Origin of the sequence: Paenibacillus sp. LS1, from assembly GCF_026013365.1 — a bacterium.
Classification (GTDB): Bacteria; Bacillota; Bacilli; order Paenibacillales; family Paenibacillaceae; genus Paenibacillus.
On sequence record NZ_JAPDOE010000004.1, the window covers coordinates 281,489 to 303,448 of the forward strand.

General features: G+C 45.6%; 12 protein-coding genes. 7 read left to right on the forward strand and 5 right to left on the reverse strand.

Features of this window, described 5'->3' with window-relative positions; translation table 11 throughout:
* Window positions 1–149 precede the first annotated feature (149 nt).
* From OM416_RS18450 to OM416_RS18475, 6 genes are all read left to right on the forward strand, one after another.
* Window positions 150–1,967 carry an APC family permease gene (locus OM416_RS18450; protein ID WP_264931897.1) on the forward strand — a complete coding sequence of 606 codons (1,818 nt, stop codon included), beginning with the start codon at window positions 150–152 and terminating at the stop codon, window positions 1,965–1,967.
* A 343-nt stretch (window positions 1,968–2,310) separates the two neighbouring features.
* Window positions 2,311–3,273, forward strand: a complete 963-nt coding sequence (locus tag OM416_RS18455) for a carbohydrate ABC transporter permease (protein ID WP_062833088.1) — start codon at window positions 2,311–2,313, stop codon at window positions 3,271–3,273.
* Complete coding sequence (locus tag OM416_RS18460; protein WP_264931898.1) at window positions 3,270–4,091, forward strand: carbohydrate ABC transporter permease; 822 nt, start codon at window positions 3,270–3,272, stop codon at window positions 4,089–4,091. The genes OM416_RS18455 and OM416_RS18460 overlap by 4 nt, the downstream gene beginning before the upstream one ends.
* Before the next feature lie 407 nt (window positions 4,092–4,498).
* Window positions 4,499–5,857: an ABC transporter substrate-binding protein gene (locus OM416_RS18465; RefSeq protein WP_413775805.1), complete on the forward strand. Its 1,359-nt coding sequence runs from the start codon at window positions 4,499–4,501 to the stop codon at window positions 5,855–5,857.
* Between the two features lie 428 nt (window positions 5,858–6,285).
* Window positions 6,286–11,436, forward strand: coding sequence for an S-layer homology domain-containing protein (locus OM416_RS18470; protein WP_264931899.1), 5,151 nt, complete (start codon window positions 6,286–6,288; stop codon window positions 11,434–11,436).
* Window positions 11,437–11,730: 294 nt separating this feature from the next.
* Window positions 11,731–11,943, forward strand: coding sequence for an immunity 17 family protein (locus OM416_RS18475; RefSeq protein WP_047842001.1), 213 nt, complete (start codon window positions 11,731–11,733; stop codon window positions 11,941–11,943).
* Window positions 11,944–12,173: 230 nt separating this feature from the next.
* On the opposite strand, the gene OM416_RS18480 is transcribed toward OM416_RS18475, so the two are convergent.
* From OM416_RS18480 to OM416_RS18490, 3 genes are all read right to left on the reverse strand, one after another.
* Window positions 12,174–13,531 (reverse strand): IS3 family transposase gene (locus tag OM416_RS18480; protein ID WP_264931900.1). Its coding sequence is split into 2 segments (ribosomal slippage): window positions 12,174–13,078 and window positions 13,078–13,531, totalling 1,359 coding nucleotides; the frame shifts between segments, so codons are not numbered across the junction.
* 107 nt (window positions 13,532–13,638) lie between these two features.
* Window positions 13,639–16,227, reverse strand: a complete 2,589-nt coding sequence (locus OM416_RS18485; protein ID WP_264931901.1) for a glycine betaine ABC transporter substrate-binding protein — start codon at window positions 16,225–16,227, stop codon at window positions 13,639–13,641.
* Window positions 16,193–17,422: a quaternary amine ABC transporter ATP-binding protein gene (locus OM416_RS18490; protein ID WP_264931902.1), complete on the reverse strand. Its 1,230-nt coding sequence runs from the start codon at window positions 17,420–17,422 to the stop codon at window positions 16,193–16,195. Before OM416_RS18490 ends, OM416_RS18485 begins: the two co-directional genes overlap by 35 nt.
* 500 nt (window positions 17,423–17,922) lie before the next feature.
* On the opposite strand from OM416_RS18490, the gene OM416_RS18495 reads away from it, so the two are divergent.
* Window positions 17,923–18,498 carry a GbsR/MarR family transcriptional regulator gene (locus OM416_RS18495; RefSeq protein WP_062833093.1) on the forward strand — a complete coding sequence of 192 codons (576 nt, stop codon included), beginning with the start codon at window positions 17,923–17,925 and terminating at the stop codon, window positions 18,496–18,498.
* A 138-nt stretch (window positions 18,499–18,636) separates the two neighbouring features.
* Here OM416_RS18495 and OM416_RS18500 read toward each other — a convergent pair whose 3' ends face one another.
* Together OM416_RS18500 and OM416_RS18505 are read right to left on the reverse strand one after the other, a co-directional pair.
* Window positions 18,637–20,262 carry a helix-turn-helix domain-containing protein gene (locus tag OM416_RS18500; protein ID WP_264931903.1) on the reverse strand — a complete coding sequence of 542 codons (1,626 nt, stop codon included), beginning with the start codon at window positions 20,260–20,262 and terminating at the stop codon, window positions 18,637–18,639.
* Between the two features lie 186 nt (window positions 20,263–20,448).
* A complete protein-coding gene (locus tag OM416_RS18505; RefSeq protein ID WP_264931905.1) occupies window positions 20,449–21,735 on the reverse strand; it encodes a DUF5050 domain-containing protein in 1,287 nt (428 codons plus the stop codon).
* Window positions 21,736–21,960 lie beyond the last annotated feature (225 nt).

Below are 21,960 nucleotides of genomic sequence, written 5' to 3' on the forward strand. Positions count from 1 at the left end.
ACAAGAATGGCTTTGTTATCGATTATTGAATCGTAGAATGCATTATCACGCGCTGGCGAAATTCGGGTGAAATGACGTATTGTCAACGGCTCTGCGATTTTGCATAATAACAATGCTTCACAGATGAGAGACGGAAGGAAGTTATGATCATGCTTGGCAAAATGAAGAGAATCTTAATAGGCAAGCCAATGAAATCGGCTGAACTGGATGGAGAAAAATTGGGGAAATGGAAGGCACTTGCCATCCTGTCCTCGGATGCCCTATCGTCCGTTGCCTACGGTACGGAACAGATTTTGCTGGTGCTCGTTGCGGCCGGATTCGCCGCCCTGTGGTACTCTGTTCCGATTTCCATCGCCGTGCTGGGATTACTCGTCATTTTAATTTTTTCCTATCGCCAGACGATATTTGCTTATCCAACAGGGGGCGGCGCTTATATCGTAGCCAAGGATAACCTGGGTACAACATCCAGTCTGATTGCCGGAGGATCTCTGCTGGTCGATTATATTCTGACCGTTGCGGTAAGTTCGTCCGCAGGGACGGATGCGATTACGTCGGCTTTTCCTATGCTGCATGACTACAGTGTTGTGATTGCACTCATTATGATTGTTTTTCTAACGATTATGAATTTGCGGGGAGTGACGGAGTCAGCGTCTGTGCTGGCGATCCCCATCTATCTATTTATCTTCTCGATTGCGGTTCTGATTATCTCAGGCGGAATCAAATTTCTTGCCGGGGGGATGGACGCAGCTGCACCTGAATTCGGAACAAGTCTATCCCATGTGAGTATCTTTTTGTTACTAAAAGCATTTAGCTCCGGATGTTCTGCGTTGACTGGCGTGGAAGCGGTAAGTAACGCGATCCCGAACTTCAAGCAACCTGCCGAGAAAAATGCTGCCGGTACGCTACTGCTCATGGGTTGTATATTGGGAGCCATGTTCATCGGTATCACGTTGCTGGCTTTCGGTTATGGGGTGAAGCCTGATCCCCATGCCACGGTTATTTCCCAGATTGCCGAAGCTACATTTGGCAGAGGGTGGATGTATTTTATTATCCAGGGTGTGACGGCACTGATCCTGTTCCTGGCAGCCAATACGGCGTATTCGGCCTTCCCGTTGTTGTCCTTCATGATGGCGAAAGACAAATATATGCCCCATATGTTCATGGTCAGAGGTGACCGTCTTGGCTTCTCCAACGGGATTATTTTTCTCAGTGTGATGTCTGCGCTGCTGGTGGTCGGGTTCAAAGGGAATACGGAAAGCCTGATTCCGCTCTATGCGGTAGGGGTGTTCATTCCATTTACTCTGTCACAGCTTGGCATGATGATTCGCTGGATCAAAGTCAAACCATCAGGCTGGCAGATGAAACTGCTCGTTAATACAGTCGGTATGCTGACTACATTATCGATTACCCTGATCTTTATTTTCACCAAGTTCACGCAGACATGGGTCATCTTTATCTTTTTGCCGCTCGTGGTCTATGTGTTCATGCGTATTCACCGTCACTATTGCAACATTGCCGATGAGCTGCGGATTGATATTCAGGTTGATAAGCCAGCCAAAAAAGGCAATACCATTGTCATTCCTGTTGCAGGCATTACCCGGGTCGTCATGAATACGATCAGTTACGCCCAGACGATGTCGGATCACGTGGTCGCACTGTACATTGGATTCGATGATGAGGCGATACGCAAGATGGAGCAGAAGTGGGAAGAATGGAACCCAGGCGTCCGTCTGGTCGTGATCAAATCGAGGTACCGTAGCATTATGGGGCCGCTGAAGAAATTCATTGATACCGTAGAGTGGAAAACGGCCGAGACCGATCATATCACCATTCTGATTCCACAATTCATCACCAAGCACTGGTGGCAAAATGTACTGCACAACCAGACCAGCTTCATGATCCGGGCTTATCTGATCAATTACAAAGACGTGATTGTCACCACGGTGCCATATCATCTTAATCGTTAACTCGAAGGGTTAATCGCTTCACCCCGTTTGGAAGATTTACAGATTAATGTAAAATGAGCCGCTTTTATTAATAGGCAAATGTTCATATTCCATTTACACACCGAGCCGCAGGGACATCTCCAAACAGGGGAGTTCTTGCGGTTTTTTGTCGTGAAATCCGATTTGGATTTCGCTTTTGAATTGATGCACATTTGCGTAAAGCCCCTTGTCCATGATTAACGTTACGTTGATTCAGAACGGATTTTGCTGTGACATTCGACTCTTACACTAGATAACGTGGTGCTGAAGTGGATGTAGCATTTCACACACACTGAATGCGTGAAACAAGGGGGAAGAAAATCCGATGAGTGAGCTTGATAACCGGATCAGCTTGCCCGCCGCCAAACGGCGCGTATCCGGTACGAGTGAGCGCCGGACAGTCTCGCTGCGTGTGCAGCGAATGCGGGAGAATATGCTGGCCTATGGTTTCCTGGCACCATCGCTGCTTTTGTTTGCAGTGTTTCTGTTTTACCCGATGTTTAAGTCCGTGTACCTGAGTCTGCATTCCACAGATCCTACGGGACAGATTGCGGCTTACGTGGGGCTGGATAACTTCAAGGCGGTGTTCCAGTCGGGACTGTTTATGCAAGGGATGAAAGTGACATTACTATTTGTCCTGTTTACAGTGCCTACGGGTATGCTGGCTGCTCTGATTCTGGCTGCACTGACTCACAACCGATTCAAGGGAATGCGTGTGTTCCAATTTGTATTCTCTCTGCCGGTGGTGTTATCCGTCGGTTCGTCAGCGGTGATCTGGAAGTTTCTGTTCCATCCGACCCTGGGCATGCTGAATTATCTGCTTGGCAAAGTAGGCATCGATCCAATTCCTTGGCTTACCAGCCCGGATTGGGCATTGATCTCAATTTCCATCATGACGATCTGGATGAATCTTGGATTCAACTACATTATTCTATCCAGTGGTTTGGCGGGCATCCCGGATGAGATCTACGAGAGTGCCAAGATTGACGGCGCAGGACCCTTGCTGACGTTTCGCAAAATCTCGATGCCGCTACTGTCACCAACGTTATTCTTTGTTACGGTCGTATCGATCATTGGCGCTTTTCAATCGTTCGGTCAGATCAACATTCTAACCCGGGGTGGCCCGATGGACAGTACGAATGTTTTCGTCTATTCCATCTATCAGGAAGCCTTCGTTAATTTCCGCTTTGGTACAGGTAGTGCGCAGGCACTGATCCTGTTCGTGGTAATTATGCTGCTGACTCTGATCCAGTTCAAATGGGTAGAAAGGAAAGTGCATTACCAATGAGTGCGACATGGACCAAAACGCTGTTGTATGTATTACTGACGATCTGTGCAGCGCTTGTGCTGTATCCGGTGATGTACACCTTTTTCATGGCCGTTATGACGCCGGAAGATGCGAGCGCTTATCCGCCGCATATCATTCCAAATTCAATCGATCTGTCCAACTTTAGCGAAGTGTTCGATATTGTTCCGATCGGTCGATTTATCGGCAATACCTTTCTTGTCGCAGGACTGACGACGCTTGGTCAATTGATTACAGCGAGTATGGCAGCCTATGCGTTTGCGAAGATGCAGTTCAAAGGCAAAAACGTCATCTTCAGCATGTTTGTCGCAACAATGATGATTCCATGGGAAGTAACGATGATCCCAAATTACCTTACGGTTCGCAGCTGGGGCTGGCTGGATAGTTACCAGGGGCTTACGGTGCCATTTCTGGCAACGGCGTTTGGTACATTCCTGCTGAGACAGTTCTTCATGCAGCTACCCAAGGAATTGTTCGAGGCGGCGAGGATCGACGGTTGTGGTCATATTCACTATTTCATATCGCACGTCTTGCCATTGTCCCGTCCGGCACTTGGAACACTGGCAATCTATTCATTCTTAAGTATGTATAATTCGTATCTCTGGCCGCTGCTGGTGACAAACACACCGGAAATGAGAACCGCACAGATCGGAATCTCGATGCTGGAGTTCCAGGAATCCACAGCGTGGAATCTGGTATTTGCCGGAACAGCGATGGTCATTCTACCATCCTTACTGTTATTGATTTTCGGGTTGAAACAGCTTGTCCGCGGAATGGCCGCAGGCGCGCTGAAGGGGTAAGGAGTAAGGTTTTGAAACTATTTAATTGAAGCAGAAGCTCTGAAGGTTTTGATCTAAAGATTTTGATCTAAAGATTTTGATTTAGAGGTTTTGATTAGAGGTTTTGAATTAAACCTTGTATCTTCGTACAAGGTCTAAGGATTGGATACCAGGAGCGAATAAACAAGGCTCGCGTCTTGAAATAAGATCTTGAGAGGAGAAAGCGCGGTAGTAGTGGAGGGGACGAAATCGATTCTGAAGAAGCCAAAGCGTTCGCCTTTATTCCGGGATTTTCCCCTTCAAAGGGGAATGGAAAAAATCCAGGGATAACAGCGATCGAAAGAACGATTCGTAACCGTAACGGCCACGCCGCGTCATCTCCAAGATTTTATGTTGAAGCGAGCCATATAAAAGGAGAGCGATTTCGTTTGAAAAAAAGAGGAACATTCACATTAATGCTGGCTGCACTCATGTTGGTCATCTCCGCTTGCGGAACGAAAGCAGAAACAAGCAGCCCGGCAAGTGGCGCACCAGCAGAAGCGGCCGCCGCTGAAACAACACAATTGACGTGGTGGCATTCCATGTCTGGCGCAGGGGAGAAAGCCATTAATCAACTCGCTTCCGACTTTAACGCTAGCCATCCGGAAATTCAGGTGAAGCCCATCTATCAAGGGAAGTACGATGAGAGTCTGAACAAACTCAAAGCATCCATGGGCTCAGACAGCGGTCCTGACATTATCCAGGTCTACGAGATCGGTAGCAAGTTCATGATCGATTCGGGCATGATTACACCAGTACAACAATTCATCGACAAGGATCAGTTCGACCTGTCCCAACTGGAGCCGAACATCATCCGATACTACACCATCGATGGCAAATTGAACGCGATGCCGTTTAACACATCCAACCCGATCCTGTATTACAACAAGGATATGTTCAAAGCAGCAGGTCTGGACCCGGAGAACCCGCCGAAGACGTATGAAGAGTTTGAACAAGCGGCAAAAGCATTGGCGAAAGACGGTAAGCCAGGTGCATCCATGGCGATCTACGGCTGGTTTATGGAACAGTTCTTTGCGAACCAGAATGCAGATTATGTAAACAATGGAAACGGAAGAACCGAAGCGGCTACAGAGTCAATGTTGAACTCCGAAGCTGGAGTGAAGACATTAACGTGGTGGAAAAAGATGATCGATGAGAAAACCCTCTCCAATCTGGGACGTAGCACAGACGATACGACAGCAGCATTTACCGCACAGCAAATCGGTATGACCCTCGATTCTACGGCTGGCTTGCGTAAAATCGTAGAAGGTTCAGGTGGCAAGTTTGAACTGGGAACAGGCTTCTTGCCTCGTCCAGCTGATGCCAAAGAAGGCGGTGTTGTGGTGGGTGGAGCGAGCTTGTACATCATGAACAACAAATCCGAAGCACAACAGCAAGCGGCATGGGAGTTCATCAAGTACTTGGCTACACCAGAGGTACAAGCAAATTGGAGTGTTGCGACAGGATATTTCCCTATTACGACAGCAGCCTACAATGAGCAAGTTTTAAAGGATAATATGGCGAAGTACCCGCAATTCCAGACAGCAGTCGATCAATTGCACGCTTCCGCGGATTCGACAGCAACATCCGGGGCATTAATGGGTGTATTCCCAGAAGCCAGACAACTTGTCGAAGGAGCGATTGAAACGGTCCTGAATGGACAAGGTACACCACAGGAAGCATTGGATGCCGCAGCCAAACAAATTACAGACAAGATTGCACAATATAACAGTACGGTGAAGAAATAATTGTAGGTAATTTCAAAATAAAGATACGGCGATCAATCCTGATCGTCGTATTGTTATGCCTTTGTCTTGAAAATCTATAAGACTTAAGTCTGATTTTTCTTAAAAAGGGATAGATAGATGCTGTCATTAAATGTCGAAATAATAAACGATTCTTATCTTATATGTTAATTTATATAACGTAAATGGTTTAATGTGCACATAAACATGACTCAAAAAGATCAAAAAGACATAATTTTGATCTTAAATTAGTCCTATTTAGCCTTGAAGAAGAGAAAATGATTTATTTATGTAATGTACATGTTCTATTTTCTTTCATAATGAAGAAATGATGTTTACATGAGTCGGTTATTCAGTTATCTTATATTTGAACTAATGTACAAGCTGTCTGAACAAATGATTGCCAAGTTGAAAACATGGGGGTAGGACGAATGAGCAACAAGCAAGTGAAACGTTGGGCACAAGGGTTTCTGGTTTTCGTTCTTGTCATTACAGGTGCGGCACCAATAGGTGGATTAAGTAGCACTGCATATGCTGATGAGGAAAATGTTGTAACTGAACAACCGCAAACAAGTGAGCAGGAGACCTCCATACCGGATGCAGTCCCAACTGAAGAATCGTCAGACCTGGAGGGGACAGAGTCACCAATTAACGAAGATGGTGATTTAACTGAAAGTGAGGAACCAGCTGAGACGAATAACTCAGAAGTACAGGAAGCAGACGAGACTGGAATCATATCCATTGCTGATGCGAGAGTCCTTGCACCAAATACAAATGTAGCCGTTTCAGGTGTCGTAACGTACAGTGAACTCTCCGGAGAATTCACGAATTATTATATTCAAGACGAAGAAGCTGGCATTGTAGTCCGAGCGAAGAATCAAGTTGACGTGGGGGATCGCATTGAAGTGTATGGTCCAATTACCCACTACAGCGGACTCGTCCAGATTGAGAAGGATAAGTCAGGTTTTACCGAAGGATACATGAAGGTAACTGAGCAAAATGTAACACTCCCCGGACCCAAAAATATGGTGTCCACAGACTTTGTCAGACCAGCAGACCAAAGTAACAAAGGTCCGGGCGAAAAGTATGAGGGAATGTTTGTCGAAGTAAGAGATATTCAGGTAACACGGGGCAGTAGTTCGACGTTTTACGCTACGGATAGTCATGGTGCTGAGATGACGATTTATGCCAAAAACTCTCCTACCGCGCTAACTGTTGGCAAAACCTACGAATATGTGCAGGGTGTTCTGACCTTCAACAGCAATTACGGATTAGAGATTTTGCCTAGAACAGCCGCTGATGTTGTAGAAAATAGCCTGTCTGTGATGGCAAGTGTTCCATCCGGTGGGATTCCCCGAAACAATGAAGTCACATTAATCTCTCCAGCCAAAGGTGCAGTCATATATTACACAACGGATCGAACAGAGCCTACTTCTTCTTCGGCCGTGTATAGCAGCCCATTGGTGATTGATCAAGACATCGTAATCAAGGCTGTTGCGATTCTTAATGGACAATCAAGTGCAGTTTACACCTTTACGTATCAAGTACTTCCTGATAAAGAAGACTTGCGTATCCATGATATTCAGGGTGCAGGACATACCTCTGTTTTTAACGGATACGATGTTAAGGATATCGAAGGTATTGTTACCTCCGTCAGTACAAGCAGTTTTTACATGCAAGAACTTTCGGATAAAGTCGATGCGGATGAACGTACATCCGAAGCCATTCAAGTGTATAAGCCGAGTCATGGGGTTATCGTTGGCAACCAGGTGAAGGTATCTGGGAAAGTTACGGAATATGGGGCGGTTAACGAATTAACTACCACGCAAATTACGGCGAGTACTATTGTAAAAGTGTTAGATAAAGTCGATCTACCTACACCTGTGAAGTTAGGTGTCAATGGACGAATCATTCCTACAGTCATTGACTCGGACTCTTTTGCAGAATTTAATCCCGAGACGGATGCTATAGACTTCTATGAAAGTCTGGAAGGCATGCGTGTTGAACTGGAAAAGCCTGAAATTGTAGGTCCTTACTCCAGTCAACCGGGTCTGGCCGTTGTTGTAAATAATGGTGAGAATAATCCACTTCGCACACCTAATGGTGGTGTTATTCTGACCGATAACAAGAAAGATATGAATGAGAGTGATCTCAATCCGCAGCGTTTATTTATCAGTAAAAAACCTTCCAAAGCAGTAAAAACAGGCGATAAGTTGGATGGTAATGTAATCGGAGTAATGACATATTCTAGCGGCAATTTTAAGGTGAGTCCTGAAGGGAATTTGCCAGCAGTTATCCCTGGAGAAACGAAACAAGCGACTACTTCCATTGAACAAGCGGCAGATAAACTGACCATTGCTACGTTTAATGTGGAGAACTTCAGCAAAAAAGATGCAACACGAGCCAATAAAATCGGTAAAATCATCGTGGATAATCTGAACGCGCCAGACATCATTGGCATCATGGAAGTTCAGGATAACGATGGCGATGCCGACACAGGTACAACAGCAGCTAATGAGAGTTTTCAGACTCTAATTGATGCAATCAAAACGAACAAGGGACCAACATATCGATATAGTGAGATTTCTCCGGAAAATAACAAGGATGGTGGGGCACCAGGTGCGAATATTCGTGTAGGATTCCTGTACCAACCGAACCGTGTATCGTTGGCTACTGGTATCGGAAAAGGAAATGCTACGACAGCGATCGCAGTCAAAGCTGACGGCAGTCTCTCCAATAATCCGGGTCGTATTGCACCAGGGGATGAGGCGTTCGCCAGCTCCCGCAAGCCGCTTGCCGCTGAATTCGAATTCAATGGTGAACGTGTAGTGGTGATTGCCAACCACTTCAATTCCAAAGGTGGCGACCTGAAACCTTTTGGAAGCATACAGCCTGCGACTCGAAGCAGTGAAGTTCAACGTGCGAAGCAAGCTGCGTTGGTGAATGGGTTTGTGAAAGAGTTACTGAACAAAGACCCTGAGGTCAATGTCGCTGTTCTCGGCGATTTTAATGACTTCCAATTCTCGAATACCTTGAACATTGTTGAAGGTAATGAACTGGACAATCTGGTAAACGAACTGCCAGAGAATCAGCGGTATTCCTACATCTATGATGGGAACTCTCAGACACTGGATCACATTCTGGTGAGTAAAAACCTGACTGAGACGGCATCCATCGAAGTGGTACATGTGAATGCCGATTTTGAGACAGCGGATGGACGGGTGAGCGACCATGATCCACTGCTCGCACAATTAAGTATTGGAGATCCAGTGCAAGACGGGGACTTCAACCTGCGCGTACTGCACACGAATGATACGCATGCGCATCTGGATAACATCCCGCGCCGAGTAACAGCAATTAAGGAAGCACGCAATGATAATACCCTGGTGCTGGATGCAGGGGACGTATTCTCTGGTACATTGTACTTCAATCTGTTTAACGGCCTGGCTGATCTGGAGTTCATGAACATGATCGGATATGATGCCATGACTTTTGGTAACCATGAGTTTGATAAGGGTCCAAGCGTACTGAAAGCATTTATTGAAAAAGCAGAGTTCCCGTTCGTGAGTGCCAATATTGATTATTCAAAAGATGCGAGTTTGAGTGGTTTGTACAACAATAGCATCGGTGATCCGGGTGAGAAAGCTGAAATCTATCCGGCGATTATTACGGAAGTGAATGGTGAGCGAGTCGGTATTTTTGGATTGACGACACCGGACACGGTATCTCTTTCTTCACCGGGAGATGACTTGAAGTTTGTAGATTATAAGGCAAGTGCACAAGCAACTGTACAGATGCTGCAAAATGAAGGTATCAATAAAATTATTGCTTTGACTCACCTCGGCTACTCAGAGGATCTCAAATTGGCTGAAGCGGTAGAAGGAATCGATATTGTGGTAGGTGGTCATTCACACACCATTCTGAAGGAACCGATTGTTGTGGGCAGCCAAGATGAGCCAACATTGGTTGTGCAAACCGGGGAATATGACGTTTCTCTTGGTCAATTGGATGTTACGTTTGATGAAGCCGGTATATTGAAGAAGTGGAACGGCAAATTGTTGAGTCTGGATGCGAAAGATGCTGCCAACCAATTCATCTATGCTGATGATGTGGAAGCTGCAAACAAGCTGAAAGAATATGCTCCTCAGTTGGAAAAGTTCAAGAAAACGATTATCGGTAAAACGAATGTCTTCTTGGATGGAGAACGTGGCACTGTGCGGAAACAGGAAACCAACTTAGGAAACCTGATGACAGACGGTATGCTGGAGAAAGTGAAATCCATTGTGCAGGAAAACGACGTCAAAGGATACGTGGCGATCCAGAACGGCGGTGGCATTCGTGCCTCATTCCAGGCAGGGGATATTACGCTGGGCAATCTCCTGACTGTGATGCCATTCGCTAATAATCTGTCTGCGTTGAAAATGACAGGCAAAGAAATTACAGCCGCGCTGGAAAATGGCGTTAGTGGTGTGGAAACAGGAGAAGGGCGCTTCCCGCAAGTGGCAGGAATGCGGTTCTACTACGATTCCACAAAACCAGGCGAAAAAATTGATGCCACCACTAACACTGTGACCCAAGTCGGTCAACGTGTGGTCAAAGTTCAGATTAAGAATGCAGATGGTACGTACTCGGATATCGATCCGAACGGATACTATATCGTCGCTACCAATTCATTTATGGCTAACGGTGGAGACTTCTACCGTGCTATGAGAACATCAAAAGATGATAATCGATTCTACGAATTGAATCTGGTCGATTATGAAATCTTCCATGAACATCTGGACCGTGTAGGTACAGTTGATCAAAAAACGGAAGGACGCAGTACGGATTTGAAGGGGGCACCACTTCCGGGGGACGGTAATGGAAGCAATCCTGGTAATGGTGGCGGCAATAATGGAAGTAATCCGGGCAGTGGTGGAGGTTCTACAACACCTACTACACCTGTAACTCCAACCACACCGACTACACCAACCAATCCTACGAACCCAACTACGCCAACCGTTCCGGGTAATGGAGGAACTCCTAATCCAACCACACCGGTTGTAGACCTTAAGGACATCGGAAATCATTGGGCTGCGGCTGCTATTGAGCAGGCCATTTCCCGGGGAATTGTGAACGGGTATCAGGATGGTAATTTCCGTCCGAATGCACCAGCGACACGCGCCGAATTCATTGTGATGTTGGGCAGAGCATTTGAACTTCCGGCCAGCAACAAGGCATTGACGTTTAAGGATGCTGCGGGAATACCTGCATGGGCACAATCCTTTATTGCTCAAGCAGTCGATCAAGGCATCATCAGTGGCTATACGGATGATACGTTCCGTTCATCAGGCAAAGTATCACGGGTAGAGATGACAGTTATGCTCGTCAGAGCACTCGGTCTCCCGGTACAGTCGAATCCGGTACTGAGTTTCGCGGACGCAGATAAAGTACCGGCGTGGGCTGCTCCATATATCGCTGCTGCATATGATGCAGGACTGGTGAAGGGAACAGGGAAGAATATGTTTAACCCACTCGCCGAAGCAACCCGTGCTGAAGTGGTGACTCTGCTATTGTCGGCAAGCGAGTTGCAAAAGCAATAAAACGTATAATACAGACGTAACAGAACAGCTTGCAGACTTCCATCTGCAAGCTGTTTTTTTCTAGGGCGTGTCTGAAAACTCCGAAGGAAGTAGATTTTGCCGAATTTTCGTTCCAAGCAAGGAAGTTTTCTGCAGGCGTGCCGGGGCACGTCAAGGGAAAGTGACGCAGCAGGGGGCGAAAAGGCGGTGAAAGATGCACTTCAGCGAGTTTTGAGATACGCCCAATTAATGCCTGTTAATTTTCACCAAGTGAAGGTATAGTAGACAGGATTATATTGAAGGAGTGTTGAAGAAATGCAAGATCAACCCGTTTTAATCGCACTATTTGCCATAGCGGCAGGAATTTTTAGTTTGCTCGGAGGAATCAACAACTGGGACTGGTTTATGAAGAGCTTTAGAGCAGGAATTTTTGTGAAGACCATTGGACGGCAGGGAGCAAGAGTGGTATATGGTATTCTTGGTGTTGTCATGATTGTCATTGGTGTACTACTGTTGCTGATCGGATAGTTGTTGGAAATAATCGAACTCACCAAGTAATATCTACATAGAGGGTTCAAGAGCGAAGTAAGCGGATATGTGTGAAGCGTTGAATGGAAAAAAGCGTGTGAATGCTTAAGGTAGCAGTATTACTAAGATTGAATACCCAATCAAATTAGCATGTCTGAAAAAAACATAGCCATAAGAAAAAGACCACCGAAAAATTGAAGTGACCCCGTAAAGTTAGACAGATTATATCTTTAAGCAACTTGTTGGGCATGAATCCGGTACCGTACCGGACTCATGCCTTTTAGTTTTGCCTTAATGCGTTTGTTGTTGTAATAATCGATGTATTTGGATAGTTCTTGTTTAAAATGTGAGATGTTTTCAAACTCCTTTAAATACAAGAACTCGGATTTCATGATGCCAAAGAAGTTCTCCATGACGGCGTTATCGTAGCAGTTCCCTTTACGGGACATACTTTGCGTGATGCCACGTTTTTCAAGGGCATGACGATATGTTTTCATCTGGTAGTGCCAGCCTTGATCCGAATGAATAAGGAGATCATCTTCATTTGTTAAACTACAAAATGCTTGATCTAACATCGTGGAAACAAGCGAGTAGATCGGTCTTGAACCAATTGTATATGTAATGATTTCTCCGTTATACAGATCAAGTATGGGAGATAAATATAGTTTTTCTCCGAACAATTTAAACTCTGTAATGTCCGTAACCCACTTCTCGTTTGGCCTTTCAGCGTGGAAATTGCGTTCTAATAGGTTCAGTGCAATCTTGCCAATGGCCCCTTTATACGAACGATATTTCTTCATACGTACCAAACATTTTAATCCCAATACTTTCATCAAACGCTGTACCTTTTTATGATTCACATGGTGTCCACGATTGGTTAACTCATCGCGAATACGACGATAACCATAGCGTCCCTCATGCTCCTTATAAATCGCTTGTATCATGTCTTTTAGCTCTAAATCCTTGTCTACCGTACCAAACGCTTTTACGACGTAATAATACGTGCTACGAGGGATATCTGCTAGCTGTAGAAGTGCTTTCACCGAAAATTCGTTCCTTAGTTCATAGACTACTTGAGCTTTGTCTTGTTTGGTGATTTTTCCTTGTTTCGAACTAAGGCATTCAACTTTTTTAAATAAGCATTCTCCATTTTCAAACGCTCTACCTCTGCTTGTAAAGCCTCTACAGATCCTTCTATTAGCGTTTGATCCTTCTGTGCTTTAAATCCTTTTTTCATGGATGAGCACCCCTTTTTCTTTGGTTGAAGGGCGTCTATCCCTTGTGATTTCAGGCTTTTTTGCCAACTTAAAAGGGTACTATGGCTAGGAATATTAAATATAGCAGCCGTTTCTCTAACAGACGTCCCAAATTCGTTCATATAATGAAGTACGTCTAGTTTAATCTGAGTAGGATATGATGTATAGCCCTTTATAAAAGCTTTTTCACCATGATGCTCATATTGTTTAATCCAGTTTAAAAAGACAGAATGGTGAACCCCAATGGATTTCGCGATGCTTTTCAAGCTTTCTGATCCCTTTTCATAACGCATAACGGCTTGTACTTTTTCATCCGAACTGAATTTAGTCATAAAAAAACTGCACCTCCAATTGGTAGTTGTGTCTAACAATTGGGGTGCAGTTCAAAATTTCGGTGGTCTTTTTTTACCAAATTCAGGTTTATCCATCTCAATCTGGTTTAATTATCTTTTAAATCTTCAATAGAGTTGATATCCATGTAAGCTGGTACAACCAGACCAGTTTTGGCACCGTCCATATTCGGACCCAGATCATCGATCTGATCCTTATACTTGTTGTAATAATCGGATGAAGTAAGTGGCAGCCATGCGGCTGGCGTAGCATCTACATCACCGTTGGCGATTCCCGTCCACATTGGACCGATTTCAACTTGAAGGGAAGTTACATTGTAACCGAGTTTCTCCTTCAGAACATACTCCAGCAAGTTGGTACTTGCAATTTCGGAGTCCCAGGCCACATAACTTAGTTTGATGGATTCGCCATTCACCGGGGTAAGACCTTTGGTCCACTCAGCGATTTGGTCACTATGCTTCTCTGCATATGTAGCAGCAGCTTGCTGAGCATCTTCTCCATTTTGAATAGCGATCATTATTTCACCCATATCTTCAGTTGTCCAGGAGAAGCGATCCAGGAATTCATAAGCGACAGGCTTGTCTTCCTTTAACCCTTTACGGGCAATCGTATGAATCTGTTCGGCTTCACCGTAGACACCTTCCGGATCCTCCAGGTATTTCAGGTCGTAAGCGTTGAACATCCAATGCGGTGTCCAACCTGTAACAATAATGGGTTCCTTATTCTTAACAGCTTTATCCAGCGTAGCTGTCATTGCGGCTCCTGAACCTTCAACCAGTTTCCAGTCAGACAAACCGTATTTCTCAATGGCACTTGCTGTGGATCTCATAATTCCGGCACCTGGATCGATACCGATAATCTGGTGGTTCACTTCATTACCCACATTAGCACTTGCCGATGGAGTGGAAGAAGCGGCACCTGTCTCCAGATCTGCAATCGAGTTTACTTCCGTCATGTAACTAGGAACCACGAGTCCTGTACGTACACCCGTCATGTTGGCACCCAGATCGTCTACCTGGTCTTTGTAACGTTCCCAGTAGTCAGCGTGTGTCAATGGCAGCCAAGCTGCTGGAGAGGCATCTACGTCGCCTGAGGCAACACCCGTCCACATGGGTCCAGCTTCGACTTGCAGAGCGTTAACTTTATAACCCAGGTTGTTTTCCATTACATATTTCAGCAAGTTAGTACTTGCGATTTCGGAATCCCAAGCCACATAGCTCAGTTTGAAGTCATCGCCGTTGACCGGAGTCAGACCTTTGGTCCACTCAGCAATCTGATCGGCATGTTTCTCCGCATAAGCTTTAGCTGCTTCTTCCGGGGATGTACCCTCTTGGATAGCAGTCATCATCTCACCCATTTCATCCGATGTCCATTGGAAACGGGACAGGAATTCAAACGCAACCGGGTGATCTTCTTTCAAACCTTTACGGGCGATGGTGTGAATTTCTTCAGCATCACCGAAAGATTTCTCTGGATCTTCCAGATATTTCAGATCGTATTTGTTGAACATCCAGTGTGGAGTCCAACCTGTAATGATGATTGGATCTTCATTTTTGATGGCTTTGTCCAGTGTGGCAGTCATGGCTGCACCAGAGCCTTCAATCAGAGTCCAGTCAGTCAATTTATAGTCTTCGATCGCTTTTGCAGCAGACTTCATGATACCAGCCCCTGGATCAATACCGATAATCTGATAGTTCACTTCTTGACCTATAGCATTGGCTGCTGAATTGTTGCCACCAGCGGAAGTTGTGCCACCAACGAAGTATTGTGAGAAACCAGCTACAAGCACAAGGAATGTTGCTGCAGCAGTGATCCATGCTTTTTGTTTCGTTGTAACGCGTGAGGTCTTTTTGCGACCAGGCATAAACAGATTTTGTGTAAAACGGTCCAGCACAATCGCGAGTACAACAACAGCGAGACCGGCTTCGAAACCTTTACCGATTTGCAGCTGTGTTACTGCACGATATACTTCGGCACCAATACCCTGCGCACCGATCATGGATGCAATAACAACCATGGACAGCGACAGCATGATCGTCTGGTTAATACCGGACATCACGGTAGGCAGAGCGAGTGGAAGCTGTACTTTGAACAACTTTTGCATGGAAGTTGAGCCGAATGCATCGGCTGCTTCAACCAATTCGCCAGATACCTGTTTGATACCCAGGTGAGTCAGACGAATCGTTGGTGGAATCGCAAATATAACGGATGCGATAACACCTGGAACGACACCGAGGCTAAAGAATGTAACCGCAGGCAGCAAGTAAACAAATGCAGGCATCGTCTGCATGAAGTCAAGTAGCGGTGTAATGATACGCGCCGCAGTTTTACTGTATGCGAGCCAGATTCCGACAGGCACACCAAGCAGGATCGATACCAATCCTGAAGTGATAACCAAGCCGAGTGTGTCCATGGATTGGGACCAGTACCCCAAGTTATCTACGAGCAAGAACCCGATAACCGTGAATAATGTCAGTGGGAGTCGACCTACGAGGAACGCAAGAACACCCAATATCGCAATGAACAGGAGTGGATGGGGCAGCATGAACAGCCCGGAGAAGAATCCGACCACTTCCTGAATAACAACAGAGATAACTTTAAACAATCCGGAGAGCGAGGAGCTCATCCAGTCAACGATGGATTCAATCCACGATGCGAGTGGTATTTTGGGAATCATTCACAAGTTCCTCCTTTACTGCAACTTCACCGCTAAGTGCACCCAGCAGGGCACCGCGGACGATAACACCTTGCAGACGGCCATTCTCACCAACAACAGCGAGCGGCACATGGGCAGAACTTACAATCTCGAACAATTCATGAATCAGGGTCTCAGGCGACACCGTCGGCCCGTCCGTGATCAGAATGTCGTTCAATATTTTGTTTTCGCGCATGGCACGAGTTGCATCTTCTGCTGTAATGACACCAAGCAATTTTTTCGAACGGTCAATGACAAACAGGTTGGAAATACCACGTTCGCGCATTAATTCGAGGGCAACACGAGGACCACGGTCAAGCGTAATTGTTTCAGGGCGACGCATTACGTGAGATGCTGTAAGGACCTTGGACAGATCCACGTCTTCGACGAAGCGGGCCACATATGAGTTGGCCGGTTGAATCATGATTTCTTCCGGTGTACCGATCTGCACGACTGCGCCGTCTTTCATGAGGGCAATACGATCGCCGATGCGCAGCGCTTCGTCCAAGTCATGGGTAATGAAAATAATTGTCTTTTTCATTTTATCTTGAAGCTCGATCAGCTCATCCTGCATATCACGGCGAATCAATGGATCAAGGGCACTGAAGGCTTCATCCATTAATAGTACTTCCGGGTCATTGGCAAGTGCACGGGCCAAGCCGACACGTTGCTGCATTCCGCCACTGAGTTCATCTGGCATTTTGTCTTCCCAGCCTTTAAGGCCAACCAGCTCAAGTGAGGTTTTCGCTTTCTCACGGCGTACTTCTTTGTCTACTTTCTGTACTTCCAATCCATACTCCACATTATCAAGAACGGTACGGTGCGGGAATAACGCAAACTTCTGGAAGACCATGCTGATCGTTTTCCGGCGCACTTCGCGCAATTGTTCTTTGTTCATCTTGCGTAGATCCTTACCATGGACCAGAATTTCTCCGGATGTTGGTTCAATCAGGCGATTGAACATCCGTACTAATGTGGATTTACCACTCCCGGACAGCCCCATAATAACGAAAATCTCGCCTTCCTTAATCTCCATGTTGACCCGGTTGACACCAACCGTTATCTGTTTTTCTTTGGCCAACTTTTCTTTACCCCAACCTTGCTCCAGTAATTGCAGACCTTGCTCGGTTTGGGGGCCAAACAATTTACTTACGTTTTTCACTTCAAGTATGGTCATGTTTTCACCCCTTCTGATGTGTTGTGCACTTCGAACGGCTTTCAGCATCCATAAGCCCATACACTTATGCGCCCAGCCACGAAATCCGGTAGATGTTGCTTCGCTTCCCGTCTTTCTGGGTAACGTTTTGTATTCTAACAATACTTACCCCGTATAGCAACCGAATAAACAGTACATAATGTTTGTACAGTAAAAACTGTACAAAGTTTTCCTTCCATATGCTCCGTCATTCTCCTTATTCTGTCTAATAAGGTTCCTTTACATTTGATATCGCTTTTCCTACAATAGAAAATGAGCTGAATTGAAGCTGAATTTTTTGGTTAAAAGATAGTCATAGGCAAATGTAGCCTGGTAAAGTTCCCATTTTCATACATTGGGTGAAAGAAAGCCCTCTGGCATATAGGATGTCCGGCCGGATGCTTTCCCATGTAAGCAGGACTTTTAAAGTGTTGCAATTATTTTGCCAAGACTGTGGAATGTTCAGAATGGAGGTTGCAAGCATGGGCTTGGACCATTTACAAGAGGAACAGCAGGCAACCGTGCTGAGGATTCGTAAACGCGTGATTGAAGCCATTGGACGTAATATGGATCTTTACGGCGTTACGCTGTCTACGGGACACTTATATGGATTGCTATTTTTTGCAGACAAGCCAATGACCCTTGACGATATGGGACGGGAAATGGAAATGAGCAAAACGAGTATGAGTACAGGTGTACGAACACTGCTGGATTTGAAAATGGTAAACAAAGTATGGAGCAAGGGCTCCAGGAAAGACCTATATGAAGTAGAATATGACTGGCATCAGACGTTTACGGATTATTTTGCGATTAAGTGGAGAAAAGCCGTGGAGAGTAACCTTCAGATTCTACGCAAATCAATTGAAGAACTGAATCGGTTAGTCGAAGATCTGGATGAGCAGGCAGATGCTGAACTTATCCACATTCTGATGGAAGACAAACACAAGGTTTTGCAAGCGGAAGCATACTACAAATGGTTGGATCGGTTGATTGATACCATGGAAGATGAAGAGATATACAAACTGGTTCCGAAGGAAGAGATCAAGGAACATTCATAATTACATGTAAAGGGCCCTTTCCGTTATAGGAGAGGGCCCTTTGGTTTGTACGATATCTTATTGAATTATAATTGAAGGAACACGATGGAAAAAATAACACGGCACATCGGGCACTTCGTTTTGAGCTAATATTCACATCTAATGTCCGATCAGACCTGCCTGAGGAAAAACTACAGACTGCTGGGCAATCTGTTCCAGTTCGTTCAGAATCTGCAACTGGCCACCCGGGGTCCAGCATAACCTTTGCCAGTTCGAGATATCGTGAACGTTACCATGCAGCACGGCAGGTGATCGATTCCATGATGCCGTTTGCTTCATGCGTCGGAATACCTTTTCACTGGCAGGCTGAAGCGAAGCACGATGAATCAATAGATAATCCGTGTCCAGCACGGGGATATTATCCGCAACATACTCATTTCTGGAACTTTCAGGAGACACAAGCTGGGCAGGATGGAGTTCCAATTCGGCATACAACAAGTGATTTAATGGATGCTCGCCATTCCCCTGTAATCGAATAAACTGATTCGTAATCTCCATCAGAGCCAACCTTTTTTGTCCGAAATAAGGCTGGAGGTTCAGTCCGGCTTCAAGCTTGCGGAACGCAAGTTCCTTGACATTCAGTAACGCTTGCTTCTCGCGTCCGACCAGTTCGGCTATGCGAATATGGTTCTCTTTCCAGTCGTCAGTGGACTCCAAGATGATGGTGGGCGCAATACTTTTCAGGCGATCATAATAAGGCTTATGGTAAAAATCACCGATGATCAAGTCTGGCTTCGCCTGCCGAAGTTGATCGAATTGTCTGGTTAATCGGCGTTCTTGTTCATAATCATCCGATTCTCGGTCAAGAACTCCTTCCAGCACAGCTACAGGGCGCAGTCCAAGTGAGGCCAGATTCTCGTGAAATCCCATGATGGATGCCGTAGCTACGCGAAGTTGATCTCTTTTCATATATACGCTGGGAGCAATGCCCAAGGTTTGTTTGAATTTACGGCTAAAATAATACTCATTGCCATACCCGACAGATATCGCGACGTCTTTGAGGACACATGATTCCTCGGTCAGCTGTTTTTTGGCTTCGTCTATACGTAAACGATTCAGATAATCGGTCGGTGACATGCCCTTAGCTTTCTTGAAACTGCGAGAGTAGGAGCTGGGTGTGAGGCCAGCAATCTTGGCAAGCTGATCCATGCTGATTCCTTCACTCATGTAACGTCGCATATACATAATACTGCGTTCCAAGGCAGGGTCCACTTTCTCATGATTGGCTTCCAGTCGGTTCTCCGAGAGAAACTGCAGCAGTTCATGCAGCTGGCTATGTATGCTGATAAAATGGTCCGGTTGAAGACCGCGATAGGTTTCATACAGTTGTCCCAAACGTGATACAGCCTGCTGCTCGTGACGAACCAGCAATCTGCCTGTCTGCCAATCCAGCGGGAAGGCGGGTGAAGAGGTCATTTTCCATTCACCTCGCACTTGCTGCAATTCAACCGTATCCATGCTTAGCAATATAAACTCGGTCACATTCGAGCGTGCAGCGGCCTCGATGGTTGTACCTGACTTCAACACGAACAAGCTGCCTGCTTGCGCCGTATAGACTGTATCATTCAGGACCAGAACTCCGTCTCCTTGCAAAATAAGACAGAGCATGGGCCGGGACACCGTCTTGCCTTGCACACGGAAATTCTCCCCACGACGCACACGGCACATGGAGGAGAGGAGCGGTAGAGATGAGGTTTCAGCAATGAAGGGAAACTGTTCAGTCATACGGACCATCCTTTTGTCTTATTTTCTTAATGATAACAATTATCATTCTCATATGGAAGATATTTTTGAAAAATAGTTTTCGACAACCAAAAAAGGATTACCGACAGCCGTTATGGCTGTGCGGTAATCCTTTTTGTTATGGACAAGTCCGTTGAATGGGTTAGACGTTTGAATCAACAGGATATGTTAGTACGGTGTCACCAATAGAATATTGTCGAGGAAAACGTCACTCATTACTTTTTTCCCTGTTCCACCCGTTTGCACGTGATACAAGCGATACTGATCTTTGGCATTGATGTAGAACAGGCCGGCAACATCATCTCTGATATGGAATGCATCCCATTCGTCACTGGTAAGTTTCGTTACCTTGAGAGCTGTGTTGACCGAATAGAGCCCGTTGTTGCCCGAGATGTATGCAGCCGTAGCTGTACCATTGGTCAATTGATTCGCAACATACGTTACATTGTTCAGGTTCAGGTTGGCGGACTTGGTCACTTTGTTGCCGGAGACCGTTTTGGCATAAGCCTTCTTGTCTGCATCAATAAGGACAACCTTGTCTGTACCTAAGGCACTTACTTCCCGAACGCTCTTGTTATGAAGCTGAAGCGTTTTGGCTGAAGTTGTTAACGCGAAAGCTTTGCCTTTGGCATAATTGTAATCCTTATTAATGTCGAGATCGATTCCTTTGTTATACACGTAAAGATTGTTTCCCCAACCACCGGAATATACAGCATTCACATCCAGTTTGGCTTTGGGATTAACAGCAGTTGCCTTGCCAGTGTTGTAATTCACCTTATACATGACAACAGCATTGGTGGAATAGAAGTCCTCGTAGGGGTCTGTATTTACCATCAGTTGCAGTTCGTTTTTGGCTTGATTCGTAAAATAACGTCCTTCCACTGCGCCTGCGGCAATTCGCTGCACAGCTCCAGAACCGTTAGACGTTTTGGACACGATCCACGTGTTTCCATTAACCAGCGCATTATAGTAAGCACGCCCTTTGGCTACCAGGAGAAATGGAAAATCAGTATCTGCTTTGTCAGCAATCTTGGTGACAGCTGAAGCGTCACTATTGCCATTAGCGCGATAAATTGTACCTGTAGCGTCCAGATAATAGATGAATCCGTTATCCGTGTAATAGCTCAGTACATCTGTAGCAAATGTTTCTGCCGCATCGCTGGACCCGTCATTCGGAACCCGGAGCAATGTTGTGGAAGAGCCAGTCTGCGTGTAGTAAAGATAAGAGCCTGCCGCGTGCAAGTCCACCCCTTGGAAATCAATTAAGACTTCTGTCGTATTGCTGCCATCAGCGGATACTTTGTATAAGACGCCATCAGATTCATAATACACTGTGGATTGGCTGAGTGAAGCTGCCTGGGCTGCAGTTCCGCCTCCCAATGTCACTGCTGAAATGAGTGTAAATAACAGCAATGTACAGATGGTACGTTGTAAATAGGTATACCCTGTTTTCATTTTTTCATCGTCCCCTTCGTTCTATATGTATGTAATTAACGCCTTATGTTATATCGGTAAACTATGGAAGATATGTTAGATCTCGAACATGAAAAAAAGAAGAGAATGAAATTGAATTTCATACACATTCCAACCAGAAATCGAATTGCGCATGATGCTGCCAATCCCGTCCCAAAGCATTCTCCGCCTGACTTGATCGTGATAACATTACACTCAACCAGAGCA

What these genes read in the sequence shown, in the direction of transcription:
- OM416_RS18450 (WP_264931897.1), top strand. Translation starts at nt 150, where the DNA reads ATGCTTGGCAAAATGAAGAGAATCTTAATAGGCAAGCCAATGAAATCG.
- OM416_RS18455 (WP_062833088.1), top strand. Translation starts at nt 2,311, where the DNA reads ATGAGTGAGCTTGATAACCGGATCAGCTTGCCCGCCGCCAAACGGCGC.
- OM416_RS18460 (WP_264931898.1), top strand. Translation starts at nt 3,270, where the DNA reads ATGAGTGCGACATGGACCAAAACGCTGTTGTATGTATTACTGACGATC.
- OM416_RS18470 (WP_264931899.1), top strand. Translation starts at nt 6,286, where the DNA reads ATGAGCAACAAGCAAGTGAAACGTTGGGCACAAGGGTTTCTGGTTTTC.
- OM416_RS18475 (WP_047842001.1), top strand. Translation starts at nt 11,731, where the DNA reads ATGCAAGATCAACCCGTTTTAATCGCACTATTTGCCATAGCGGCAGGA.
- OM416_RS18485 (WP_264931901.1), bottom strand. Translation starts at nt 16,227, where the DNA reads ATGATTCCCAAAATACCACTCGCATCGTGGATTGAATCCATCGTTGAC.
- OM416_RS18490 (WP_264931902.1), bottom strand. Translation starts at nt 17,422, where the DNA reads ATGACCATACTTGAAGTGAAAAACGTAAGTAAATTGTTTGGCCCCCAA.
- OM416_RS18495 (WP_062833093.1), top strand. Translation starts at nt 17,923, where the DNA reads ATGGGCTTGGACCATTTACAAGAGGAACAGCAGGCAACCGTGCTGAGG.
- OM416_RS18500 (WP_264931903.1), bottom strand. Translation starts at nt 20,262, where the DNA reads ATGACTGAACAGTTTCCCTTCATTGCTGAAACCTCATCTCTACCGCTC.
- OM416_RS18505 (WP_264931905.1), bottom strand. Translation starts at nt 21,735, where the DNA reads ATGAAAACAGGGTATACCTATTTACAACGTACCATCTGTACATTGCTG.